The sequence below is a fragment of the Nostoc sp. DSM 114159 genome (assembly GCF_053470285.1).
Window position 1 is genome coordinate 5,742,126 of record NZ_JBPFEH010000001.1, and the last position, 11,968, is coordinate 5,754,093.

At 39.1% G+C, this 11,968-nt stretch carries 14 protein-coding genes; 10 read left to right on the forward strand and 4 right to left on the reverse strand.

What is annotated here, in order from left to right:
- Positions 1 to 123 precede the first annotated feature (123 nt).
- Genes ACR5KR_RS24035 through ACR5KR_RS24065 form a run of 7 tightly spaced genes read left to right on the forward strand, consistent with a single transcriptional unit; the run spans position 124 to position 5,073 of the window.
- Entirely contained in the window at positions 124 to 864 is a 741-nt protein-coding gene (locus ACR5KR_RS24035) for a hypothetical protein (RefSeq protein ID WP_445630154.1), read from the forward strand.
- A 5-nt stretch (positions 865 to 869) separates the two neighbouring features.
- Positions 870 to 1,931: an aromatic ring-hydroxylating dioxygenase subunit alpha gene (locus ACR5KR_RS24040; protein ID WP_448268261.1), complete on the forward strand. Its 1,062-nt coding sequence runs from the start codon at positions 870 to 872 to the stop codon at positions 1,929 to 1,931.
- The gene (locus ACR5KR_RS24045; protein WP_448268262.1) at positions 1,915 to 2,820 is read left to right on the forward strand and encodes a ferritin-like domain-containing protein; all 906 of its coding nucleotides are present in this window, start codon (positions 1,915 to 1,917) and stop codon (positions 2,818 to 2,820) included. The genes ACR5KR_RS24040 and ACR5KR_RS24045 overlap by 17 nt, the downstream gene beginning before the upstream one ends.
- A 39-nt stretch (positions 2,821 to 2,859) precedes the next feature.
- Positions 2,860 to 4,053: a P-aminobenzoate N-oxygenase AurF gene (locus ACR5KR_RS24050; protein WP_448268263.1), complete on the forward strand. Its 1,194-nt coding sequence runs from the start codon at positions 2,860 to 2,862 to the stop codon at positions 4,051 to 4,053.
- A 52-nt stretch (positions 4,054 to 4,105) separates the two neighbouring features.
- A complete protein-coding gene (locus ACR5KR_RS24055; protein ID WP_448268265.1) occupies positions 4,106 to 4,396 on the forward strand; it encodes a 2Fe-2S iron-sulfur cluster-binding protein in 291 nt (96 codons plus the stop codon).
- Positions 4,397 to 4,432: 36 nt separating this feature from the next.
- On the forward strand, positions 4,433 to 4,678 hold the full coding sequence (locus ACR5KR_RS24060) for a type II toxin-antitoxin system Phd/YefM family antitoxin (protein ID WP_448268266.1): 246 nt from the start codon (positions 4,433 to 4,435) through the stop codon (positions 4,676 to 4,678).
- Positions 4,675 to 5,073 (forward strand): type II toxin-antitoxin system VapC family toxin, encoded by a 399-nt coding sequence (locus ACR5KR_RS24065; RefSeq protein WP_448268267.1) that lies wholly within the window; start codon positions 4,675 to 4,677, stop codon positions 5,071 to 5,073. Before ACR5KR_RS24060 ends, ACR5KR_RS24065 begins: the two co-directional genes overlap by 4 nt.
- A gap of 18 nt (positions 5,074 to 5,091) precedes the next feature.
- Here the strand turns inward: ACR5KR_RS24065 and ACR5KR_RS24070 are convergent, their stop codons facing one another.
- Both ACR5KR_RS24070 and ACR5KR_RS24075 read right to left on the reverse strand, forming a co-directional pair.
- A complete protein-coding gene (locus ACR5KR_RS24070; RefSeq protein WP_448268268.1) occupies positions 5,092 to 5,874 on the reverse strand; it encodes a hypothetical protein in 783 nt (260 codons plus the stop codon).
- A complete protein-coding gene (locus ACR5KR_RS24075) occupies positions 5,871 to 6,290 on the reverse strand; it encodes a mCpol domain-containing protein (RefSeq protein WP_448268269.1) in 420 nt (139 codons plus the stop codon). Before ACR5KR_RS24075 ends, ACR5KR_RS24070 begins: the two co-directional genes overlap by 4 nt.
- 81 nt (positions 6,291 to 6,371) lie before the next feature.
- Between ACR5KR_RS24075 and ACR5KR_RS24080 the strand changes: the two genes are divergently transcribed.
- A complete protein-coding gene (locus tag ACR5KR_RS24080; RefSeq protein ID WP_448268270.1) occupies positions 6,372 to 7,394 on the forward strand; it encodes an aromatic ring-hydroxylating dioxygenase subunit alpha in 1,023 nt (340 codons plus the stop codon).
- 57 nt (positions 7,395 to 7,451) lie between these two features.
- Here ACR5KR_RS24080 and ACR5KR_RS24085 read toward each other — a convergent pair whose 3' ends face one another.
- Together ACR5KR_RS24085 and ACR5KR_RS24090 are read right to left on the reverse strand one after the other, a co-directional pair.
- The gene (locus ACR5KR_RS24085; RefSeq protein WP_448268271.1) at positions 7,452 to 8,666 is read right to left on the reverse strand and encodes a DUF790 family protein; all 1,215 of its coding nucleotides are present in this window, start codon (positions 8,664 to 8,666) and stop codon (positions 7,452 to 7,454) included.
- Positions 8,596 to 10,179, reverse strand: a complete 1,584-nt coding sequence (locus tag ACR5KR_RS24090) for a DEAD/DEAH box helicase (RefSeq protein WP_448268272.1) — start codon at positions 10,177 to 10,179, stop codon at positions 8,596 to 8,598. The genes ACR5KR_RS24085 and ACR5KR_RS24090 overlap by 71 nt, the downstream gene beginning before the upstream one ends.
- A gap of 124 nt (positions 10,180 to 10,303) precedes the next feature.
- On the opposite strand from ACR5KR_RS24090, the gene ACR5KR_RS24095 reads away from it, so the two are divergent.
- Positions 10,304 to 11,605 (forward strand): adenylate/guanylate cyclase domain-containing protein, encoded by a 1,302-nt coding sequence (locus ACR5KR_RS24095; RefSeq protein ID WP_448268273.1) that lies wholly within the window; start codon positions 10,304 to 10,306, stop codon positions 11,603 to 11,605.
- A 173-nt stretch (positions 11,606 to 11,778) separates the two neighbouring features.
- Positions 11,779 to 11,916, forward strand: a complete 138-nt coding sequence (locus ACR5KR_RS24100) for a hypothetical protein (RefSeq protein WP_448268274.1) — start codon at positions 11,779 to 11,781, stop codon at positions 11,914 to 11,916.
- Positions 11,917 to 11,968 lie beyond the last annotated feature (52 nt).

Here is an 11,968-nt window from a genome sequence, read left to right on the forward strand (position 1 = left end):
ATATAGAATTGTAATGTAGATAACCATTCTGGAATCTGTCACATTGCACCGTAAATTTACCATAATGGTCGATAAAGTTTTAATTAAATATAATACAAATCAAGTTTAGGTAATTTCCGCGCAATGAAGAGTTTGCTGATTCCTGTTGAAAATTTGCAACAAAGCGATCGCACCGCCATGTATGCTTTGCTGCAAAATCACTTTCAAGGTATAACCTGGGATGGTTTTGAAATTGATCTAGAGCGCAAAAACTGGGTTTTGTTGTTGAGAGATGAAACATCCAACGCACTCAAAGGATTTTCAACTTTGCTGTTATCCCAAAAGACTTTTTTGGGAGAAAAAATTAGTGTGGTGTATTCTGGCGACACTATTGTTGATCCTAGTGCTTGGTCGAGTACAACACTACCACGTAGTTGGATTGCCGCCATTAATTTTCTTCGTCAAAATTATGCAGAAAATAAACTTTACTGGCTACTAATCTGCTCTGGTTTTCGCACTTATCGTTTTCTCCCTACTTTTTGGCAAGATTTCTATCCGCGTTATGATGTCACAACACCTACTGATGTTAAGCATCTAATGGATAATTTGGCACAGGAATATTATGGTAACTTATATCAAGAAGCAACTGGTATTGTCCGGTTTCCACATCCCCAAATTTTACGGGAAGGGTTGATTGAAATTCCATCAGGACGACAAACTAATCCTCATATCCAGTTTTTCGAGGAAAAGAATCTTGGCTATCGGTTAGGCGATGAATTAGTTTGTTTAACTGAAATTAATTATGACAATCTCACTCGTTCTGGACAACGGATGTGGAAGTCAGAATCATCGTTACAATTTGTGCAAGATTGTGTTCTTATTTAATTTTTATGCCATCTAGCAACCCACATTTAAACTTTAATAATCCAACACAATTTATAGAGGGATGGTACTGGACATTACCATCAAAAAAATTAAAGCTTGGCCAGGTAAAAGCTATAACTTTGCTAGGTAGAAATCTGGCAATTTATCGGGGAGTTAGTGGTCAGGTAGTAGCTATAGATGCTTATTGTCCACACATGGGCGCTCATTTAGCAGAAGGTAAGGTAGAAGGTGATGGAATTCGCTGCTTTTTTCATAATTGGAAGTATGATAGTCGCGGAATTTGTGTAGATGTTCCTTCTCTCGGAAAACCGCTACCTGTGTGCATTAAAACTTGGCATACGGCAGAAAAGTACGGCATGATTTGGGTTTGGGTGGGAGAAGAAAAGCCAAGTTTGCTGCCTTTTGTACCAGAACTAGAACAAACAGATTGCGATCATATATTGGGGACTCGATTTGTCAAAAACTGCCATCCCAATGTCTTACTAATTAATGCGATTGATGCTCACCATTTCAATACAGTACACAATTTACCTTTAGAGATTATATTTTATTCTCAAAACCTCAACCCCAATGCTATTACCTTCAGCAACACTACACGGGGAGGGGATGATTCCTGGTTAATTCGCCTGATTCGTCCTCTATATCGCAACGAAGTTACTTATAGTATGTGTTACTGGTATGGCAGTACTGGCACTGTGACGCTAGGGCCAGATTTTCTGCACTTCTACATTATATTTACACTGCGAATGATTGAAGGTGGTAAAACTGAAGGGCAAACAATTCTTGTTACTCCCAAGCGTCCGGGATTTTGGGGATGGGTTTTAAATCGTGGTTTGTTATGGTTAACTCAGCAAGTTGGTAATTACTTTGCAAAAGGGGATACACAGGTATTTCAAACAATTCAGTTTGATTTAAAGACTCCTACTAAAGCAGATCGATCTATTCTGGAATTTATTCAGCACGTTAATCACCAGAAAGCTTTAAGCTGGGGAACTTGGGAAACTGTTAATTATCAAAATATTCAAACCCTATCAATACCTAGCCCTGAACATGGATTCAAAATATAACATTGTCGGTTTTAATCTACCGCACACAAATTCTGATGACCGTTTGCGACGGATATTAACAGCAGCCTTATCTAATCAGAATAATTATACTAATTACCCACAATTAAATTATTGGGATGCTGAATTTTTGAACTTACATCAAGTCAAAATTTTTCAACAATCTAATATTAATGAACAATCTGCTATTCTAGAACTTGCCAACCGTAGTCTGTTAGAAGAATCATATTTCATCGAGAAAGCAGGTGTTGGCTATATGGCAAAAATGGTACTTTTAGCCGAAACAGTTGAAGAACGAATGCTTTATGGATTGTTTACGGCTGATGAAGCTACCCACCTTCACCAAATTAGCCATTTTTTCCCAGCAATGGAAGTAACTAGCACGAACGATCCGTTTTTGTGCTTACTATCAGAAGTGGTTGAAAGTGCAGATAAAACAGTTTTATTGTTTGTGCTGCAAGTTGTTTTAGAAGGATGGGGTTTAAGCCATTATCGGCGTTTAGCTAAAGAATGCCGTTATCCAGTTTTAGGAGAACTTTTTGCCAGTTTTTTACAATCTGAATCCCGTCATCACGCTACAGGAACCACCTTGTTTAATCAAATTACTGTTTCAGCATTCAGTCAAACAACAATTCTCGATATATTGGCACAGTTTTTGTTTATGGTACAGGTGGGACCGCAAAGTGTACTATCAGCAATCGAACAAGTGAAAGGACATCTGACGCGATCGCAAAAAATCCAAATTTTAGAAGAACTAGATACTGAAACCCATAGTGGAACAAGATTACAAATATTGCGATCGCTCATGGGGGGAACATCAGCCCAGTCTATCCTGCAAAATTTAGAAGAACGCGGAGCCTTTGAACCACTCCCCGCCCATCAATGTGTGTAATAAATCTCAATCTTATCTCTGCATGAAATAAAAACGGATATGGAAAAAACTATTCATCGCAAATTACAAATTAACCACACTCGCAATAAACAGCAAGACCATACTGCTTTAATGGATGAAGCAGTTACCAATTTTCGCTATGAGGATTGTCAAAACGAGTATTGGAACCCAGAAGAGTTTTCCCTATTATATGGTACACCTTTATGGGAACAGTCGAGCCAACATCAGCGTATAATTTTGAACCAACTTTACTGGGTAGCTTATTACTCACAAATTGTTTCTGCTGAAATTGCAACTATCTTTTTCAATCAAACCAGTGCAGCCGGACTTTATGCTCAAGAAGATTTTCGCTTAATCTGCGATACCTTAGATTTGGAATCTTCCCAAGAGCGATCGCACATTAACGCTTTCCGCACAATTGCCAAACAGGTGGAACAAACGTTATTTGGGGAACTTATCTTTACCTACCCCATGCGCGGGCCCTTTACAGAAACGATGGTTTATGCTGACACCAATGCCCTAAAAACTTGGTGGAAAAAAATTCAACTTCAATACTTTGGGTTGATTTCTGCGAATAATACTTTTTTGGCTTGTCAGTATTTTACAGTCCGGGGAGTACGGACGCTAAACGGCAAGTTAGTACAACACAAACTCAGCAATTATTATCAAAAACATCCCCATCCTGAAGCTGCTCCAATTCCGGCTAAAGTCTCCTATTATCACTTCATGGATGAAAGTTTTCATTTTAATAGTTCGACAATTATATCTCACGATGTTGTCACTTGTCTGAAGCCACCGACTGCTTTTGAGCAACTAGTTGCTAATTTAGGATTGCTGGGATGTCAGCGCGATCATTTCCATTTTTCGGCTGCGATTAACGGAATTTTTTGGTACGATCCGGCGCTGTATAACAAGATTTATCGGGTGTTGCGATCGCCAATTTTTGAGATGAGTGACATGGATGCTAAAGAAATGATGCGGCGTTGTTTTACAGAAGAATCGGAAGGATTACAGCGCAGTTTTTCAACTCATCATGAGGCGATGAAATCTTATCAGGTGTATGTTGAAAAGCTTGATTATCTTTGGCAACGTAATCGGGATATGTCTCTAATGGCGACTAACTCAGTTTCTCGATATTTGGCAACTCAAAAAAAGGCATTTCAAGGTTTTGAATATAAAGAGGATTTATTTTTATCTCACGCAGAGACGCAGCACTTCGACTACGCTCAGTGACCGGCTCAGAGAGGAATTAGAGAGTGTTGTTTAAGTAAAATTGTTGCGTATTATGGCTGACTTTTGTAAGATATCGTTTCCGGGAAGTGATTTTATCCCTATCACTCTGGAATGTCATCAAAGTTTATCTGAACATCTCACAATTCAAAATTCACCTGTCTTGTTTGGTTGCCGGACTGGTATTTGTGGCACTTGTTTGGTTGAGGTTATTGGTGATATTTCTCCTCCTCAACCTGATGAACAGGAAATGTTAGAGACATTAGCACCTAATAATCTTCATACGCGGTTAGCCTGTCAGCTTGATGTTACAGGTAATGTTGAAATTCGTAGACTAGAAAGATGAATTGGTTAAACTCAATTTAGAGACTTAGATAAAATCATGGAAACCGTAAATATCCATCAAGCTGAAACAAATCTCTCACAGCTTTTGTTGCGGGTAGAACATGGAGAGGAAATCATTATTTCTGACAGAGGCATTCCTGTTGCCAAGTTGGTTCCGTTTCGCACCTCATCAAATCGCCGCGATAGTTTAGGACAGGATAAAGGGCGTTTTGTAGTGCCAGAGGACTTTAATGCTCCTTTACCGGATGAGATGTTGGTAGCATTTGACGGCGGTGAGGAGTGAAACTTTTGCTAGATACGCAGTGCTGGTTATGGTGGTTTGCCCAACCAGAGCGTTTGAATGAGGAGGCGATCGCACACATTGCTGATGAAAACAATGAATTATGGTTATCAGTTGCCAGTATTTGGGAAATAGGTATAAAAGTTGCTATCGGCAAGTTGCCACTGCCAGATCCTTTAGATAGTTATATTTCTAGTCGGATGGCACAGTTGCGAGTACGATCGCTGGAAATTACAGCGTCTCATGCTTTACAAGCGGCTGCTTTACGGTTGCATCATCGAGATCCTTTTGACAGAATGTTGATTGCACAGGCTCAGATAGAAGAAATGACGATTGTCAGTGCCGATTCAATGTTCAATAAATACGATATTTCCCTGCTTTGGGCTGCCAAATGGTGAATATTTTTATGTAATCTTTTAAGTACGTATAGGAAAGTAAATGAGGAAAAATGAAATAATTCCCAATACCGTTCCGACAGTACTCATAGCTTGTGCAAACACACTACTGAAACCAAGAATAGAAATGGCTGCAAGTGTTAAGCCTATAAATAAAACAGTACCAAATATCGAAATCAACAAAGGAGTTGTTCTGATCAAGACTGATTTAGTACTCTCCTTAAATATCGGTGTTGAGACTAAATTAGTATATTTATATTTTTTACTATCTTCTAATTCATGAATAAGTGTTTTCCAAGGCTTATCAAAATCAGGCTTTACTAATAATTCAAACGTATATAAACTCTTAATATTTTCAAGTAAAGAACAAGCAAATATATCTCCTATATAAACTTTGGATACTGCTGTAACATCAATAATTAAGTCTTTATTTTTTTTCAGTGATGATATGTATTGTCTTAAGTCGAGATATTGAATTCTTGCAACTTCCCAATCGATACTATCTGATAAACAAAAGCTATACTTTGCTTTCAATCTAGAAAATTCATCGGGATTGTAAACAGTATCAAGGGAGATAACTGTATCTTTGCGATCGCCAATGTAGTACTTGTAACAACCTGTTGAAAGGTTCTGAATTAAGTTATAAACATTTGTTCGCAACAAATTTAGTTTAACTTGTTCAGTTTGACTATCTTCAACCTGAACAAATATGATCTTCTTTGTGCCTTCCTCAATACAACGGACAATTGAATTAACATATTGATCTGGTCTATCAGTAGTTACAAAAATATATAGTGCTTTCAATTCTGACCCCCGCCAAAACTAATTACGCATCCCTTACCTGATACTTTTGCTTTTCTTAAAGAAATTAATGCCTCAACTGATGTACTACCAATGCCAAATGACATTGTTTTTCCAGTTTCTTTAAGAAAAAAATATGAATAGTAAGTCAGAATTTCAATTATATTTAAATCTGCTGAAACAGTGAAACATATATCATCACCAGCAACGTAAACTAAAGAAGCATGAATTTCCCTCTCTGCTAGTTCCGCTATATTTTCAAGAGTTACTTTTACTTTGGACGAAAACTGACTAGCTTCTTCAAGATTGTCTGAAAGTAGATAAAAATCAATTACATCACCGATGTTATCGCCATCACCTATACAGATTAGTGAGTTTTTGTACACGCTACCTCTTGAAACTCCTCGCTGAAAACTCATCAACTACCTGACAATAATATACAGCAATGCAGTTCTACTCAAGACATTGCCATAATTTAAATACGATCGCTCTCACCCACTATGCAATTCGCAGACTTTTGGTATATTGTCGCACTCAGCAACCAACTACAACCTAACAAGGTATTATCACGTAGCATTTTAGGAGAATGGTTAGCGATATTTCGGGGTGAAGATGGACAACCCGTAGCTTTGCGCGATCGCTGTTTACACCGCAATAGCCGTCTATCTACAGGTAAAATCTGTGATGGTGCTTTGCAATGTCCCTATCATGGTTGGGTATATGACGGCGCTGGGAATGTTGTTGCAGTTCCAGCCGAGGGAGATGATTTCAAACCTTCCCCACAGCGTCGAGCCAAGTGTTACGCTACCAAAGAACAAGATGGCTATATTTATGTGCGGTTAGCTGATGCCCCAAGCGTCGATCTTGAACCCTTTTCTATGCCTCACTACCAACAAACCGGATGGGAGACGGTGCGGGTAATTAACCGTTTTGCGAACAATGTGACTAATTGTGCAGAGAACTTTATTGATATTCCCCATACGGCTTTTGTTCATCCTGGGGTTTTCCGTACTTCCCGCCAACAAAAGTTAGAGATGACTGTAGAACGCTGCAATGGTTCGGTTTTGGTGGAGTATCGCAACGAAAACACTAATTTGGGATGGTACAGCCGTTTTCTGAATTTGCAGAATGCAGAGATTAAACATAGCGATCGCTTTTATATGCCAAATATTACCTCTGTAGAGTATAAAATGGTACGCAATCGCCATTTATTCATTACCAGTCAATCTATTCCAGAAACCGATAATTCAACCCTGGTTTACACCGATGTCACCTATAACTACGGTATTTGGAATAAGTTAGCGCGTCCCTTTGTGCGGTGGACTGCTCAACATATTATCCGTCAAGACGTGGAAATTTTAGGTATTCAAGGAGAAGCGATCGCTAAATACGGGACACAATTTTATAATACACCTGCGGACACAATTCATATATTTGTGGAGTCAATTATCGCAGCTATATCTCGTGGAGAAGATCCGCGTTTATTGCCAAATCAATCAGTAAAAGTTACATTTTGGGTTTAAAAAATAATATCATCTCCACATAAATTAGTTATGATTTTCCCAGTCATTTTTCCTTGTTCAATCCATCACAGCTAACACAGCTTTTGGCAATAACTTATCTTTAAACCAAACAATTCTGGCGGGGACATCATTTAATTTTACTCCCGCTTTCTCTAAATTAAGTCGCTCAGAAATTGCCAAAATTAAATCATCACGCCCAGCCCGCCGCACCTGAGAAAACTTCTTTTGTAAATATTCTGGTCGCCAATAACCAACAATTTCTAATAAAAAAGTACGTCCATCAGAATGTACCAAGCGAAAATCAGGAATCATCACACTACCAGGAATTGGTATTAAATCAACTTCTCGCTCTAAAGCCCAACCACTTTTCAATGCATCCCATTTATCAGCAAAAGATGCTTCTAACATACTATCGTAGGGCTTACCTGGTGGATAGTGAGATACTAAACCACATTCAGAATTAAGAGTAAAACGTCCAGTTTTCCAGGTATTTGTATAAGGGTCACGGGTTTGCAGAATCGAAGAAAGACTCCATTTAGTAACGTGAAGTAAAGCCGGAATAAGTTTAGCGATCGCTAACCCATATCGCGTACTAGGATTAAACAAACTCGTCGGCCCGTCAATGGTAATTGTAAACCCGTGGTCAGCATCACCTTCAATATAAGCCATTAATTGAAACAACTTTAAATAGCGAAATAACAACTTATATTCTCCCGGAACATTCCGGTGAGCATTTAACACCAGTTGACTGGCTTTATAAAACACACCTTGCACCTGAGATAAGTTATATCTATTTAATAAATCTGGCGCTGTTGGTGCATCAAACACTGTCAAAATCTTATTCTCAGATAAATCAGCATATAATCCATTCCGAACCTGTTCTAATAAAACTTCCCGCTCAAGTTCTTGAGTTAACTCATCAGCAATTTTACTCAAAGTAACTTGGGTTGATTCTCGACTAGCAACAGACTTTGCAGACAACGAAAATACCCGTTCTCTTAACATCTGTGGTTCCAGCGGACTAACTACCTCAAAAGTACAAAAACTGCTTTTGAGAATATAAGCTAACCCCCGCTTCACCCGATAATCTGTAGAATCTCCTTCAAAATCAGTCAGTTGTCGCTCAAGCATACCTTGAGTCTTCCCCACTGCTGATTGAAAATAATTAATTAACTCAATCGCCAAATCTGAAGTTGCTCGATCAATCTTCAGTCTCTTCGGAATGATCTCCTCCCCGTTTTGGCGATGCATCAGTAAGTCTGTCGGTAACATCTGAATTTTGGATTTTAGATTTTGGATTTTGGATTGAATAATTAATTTCTAACTGTTCCGCCGCCTTCAAACTCCGTTCCTTCCCACTCCCATAGACAACCTGCAAATTCCCTTTCTTCTCCCCTTGTCCCCTTGTCTCCTTGTCCCCTTGTCCTCTTCTCCTAGCCGAAGTCCCCTCCTCACTCGTATCCTCCGCCACTACCTCATATAAAATCGCCTGTTTATTCTCAATATTACCCTTCCGTAAAACCCTACCCAATCGCTGAGTATACTCCCTAGCCGAACCAGTCCCCGATAAAATAATTGCAACAGTTGCCGCCGGGACATCAACACCTTCATTTAACACATGAGAAGCAACCAAAGTATTATATTTACCCTCTCGAAACTTGGTTAATATCTCATGCCGTTCTTTCACAGGAGTTTGATGAGTAATTGCCGGAATCAGCAACTCTTGAGAAATGCGGTAAACCGTCGCATTATCCGCAGTAAAAATCAAAATTCGTGATGGATAATGTTCTGCTAATAAATTAATCAGAATTCGCAACTTTCCATCAGTACCCAAAGCAATATCTTTCGCTTCTCGATGCGCTAACATTGCCCTACGTCCAGATTGCGATCGCGCACTCATTTGCACGAACATTTGCCAACCTTGCAAACTTCCCAAAGAAATCTTTGATTGCTTCAAAAAGTCGTTGCGAGTTTGAATTAACTGGTTGTATCTTTCCCGTTCAAGTTGCGATAACTTTACCTTAATTTGGACAATTTCATGCTCTGCTAACGCCTTTCCTGCCAAATCTTCAGCGCGTTTGCGATATACTTCTTGACCAATGAGGATATTTAAGTCAGCGTGCTTGCCATCAGTACGTTCCGGTGTCGCGGAGAGTCCCAGGCGATAAGGTGCGATCGCATATTCTGCAATTACTCGATTAAAATCTGTTGGTAAATGATGACATTCATCAAAAACAATCAATCCATATTGATTTCCCAACGTCTCAGCGTGAATTGCGGCACTATCGTAAGTTGCAACTAAAATTGCCGTTCGATCCCGCGAACCACCTCCCAGTAATCCCACCTCAGCATCGGGGAAAGCCGCTACTAAATGTGCATACCACTGATGCATCAAATCCAAAGTTGGCACTACAATCAGCGTCGTGCGTGGCGTTGATTGCATCGCCATTTGCGCCAAATAAGTCTTTCCCGCCGCTGTGGGAAGCACAACCACCCCTTGCCTACCCGCCAGTTTCCAAGCCGCTAGCGCCTCAGTCTGGTGGGGATAGGGTTCCATTTCCAGAGTAGGAACCAAATCTACAGGATAAAATTGCTTGGCCTCATCGATAAAATTCACATCTTCCGCTTGTAGTGCTTCCACTAGCGATCGGTATCTAATTGCTGGGATGCGGAATTTTTCAACTCTATCATCCCACGTAGCATAGTCCATCCAACCTTTACCGCGTGGTGGTGGATGCAAAATTAATGTGCCACGATCAAAATTTAATGTAGGGGTACGAGCCATTTGAGAGTGCTGAGTGCTGAGTGAGGAGTTAAGAGTTAGGAGTTAGGAGTTAGGAGTTAAAAGTTATTCTCTCTTATCTCCCTTATCCCCCCACTCCTTTGATTACTAATAACGCAAAAAGTGCATGATTCATCCAACTAACTCCGACAAAACCCAACTAGATGCGCTCATTAGTCATGGAATGTCCTATCGGCAAACCAACAATAACCTGTCCGAATCCTACAAAGAACAGCGACAGAGCTTTTTGCTGAAACGGTTGCAATTGCAGGCGCAGATTATATTAATAGCTGGCTTGACTTTAATTGCTTTTTTTCTTTGGGTAAATTCACAATTAGAAGGCAAGATATACGCCTTTAAAATTGGTCTTGTAGTAGAATTATTCACTCTTATTTGTTGGGGTTTATGCAAAACTTCTATCGGTCGCCGTTATCCTGATTTAATTTTTTTAAGTTTGTGCTGGTCTGTAACTTGTGTTGTCCAAATTGATATAGCTTTGCTGTTCAATAATTTAGAACCGAGAAGCCATATTTGGACTTTGATGTTTATCACTCAAGCTACAATCATTCCAGTCCAATGGTGGATGCATTTAATATCTCAAATCGGCACAATACTTTGCTATTTAACTTTATATATTGTATATAATCCTATCTTGAAAAATCCCTTAGCTTTTTATATTGAGCAAGGATTATATTTATTTTGGACTTGCATAATTTGTGTTTTCTCTGTTTATTTATACGAACGATTACGAAAAAAAGAATTTTACGCTAGTAAGGCAATGGAACTAGCGCAGCATAAATCTGAACGGCTGCTACTAAATATTTTGCCAGAGATGATTGCAGAACAATTAAAACAACAGCCAGCAACTATTGCCGATAACTTTCTGGAAGTTACGGTGCTATTTGCTGATATTGTTGGCTTTACAGAGCTTTCATCTCATACCTCCCCGGCGGAATTAGTCGAGTTATTAAATACAATATTCTGTCTGTTTGACCAATTAGCAGAACGTCATGGGGTAGAGAAAATTAAGACCATTGGCGATGCGTATATGGCTGTTGCGGGGTTGCCAAATCAATCTAACAATCATGCTCCAGCAATAGCTGACATCGCTTTGGATATGCAAAATGCTGTAGCTACTTTTAACGAAGAAAATAACCAATCCTTTAGCATTCGTATTGGCATTAGTACAGGGCCAGTAGTTGCAGGGGTGATTGGGCTGAAAAAGTTTGCCTACGACCTCTGGGGAGATACAGTCAATATAGCTAGTAGAATGGAATCACATGGTATTGCAGGTAGTATCCAGGTTTGTGAAGCAACTTATCAACTTTTAAAGGATAAATATTTATTGGAAAAACGAGGTTTAATTAAAGTGAAAGGTAAAGGTGAAATGATGACTTATATACTAAAGGGAATTAATTTAAAAACTTAATAAATAGAAGTCATAATTCATAGTTCAGAAAATTTTAACATTGAACATTTGTTAAAACTCAGTTTTACTACTTTAGATAGATTTGCAGCAACTAACTGATTAAACCTCATCTATGTTGAAACCTAGAGTTTTTTAAAAAATATTAAAAGATATATTTATGTAGGTTGGGTGGAGTGAAACGCAACCCAACATTACTACCTGATTTATGTTGGGTTACGCTATCGCTGCACCCAACCTACAAAACTACAAAACTACAAAACTACGGTTCTCAAGGTAGACGAGGTTTAGATGTGTATTTTTCCGATGCATAATTTAGGTGTTGAGCGAGGTCTAAGACGATCTGTGACGCTCGATAACTCGCTA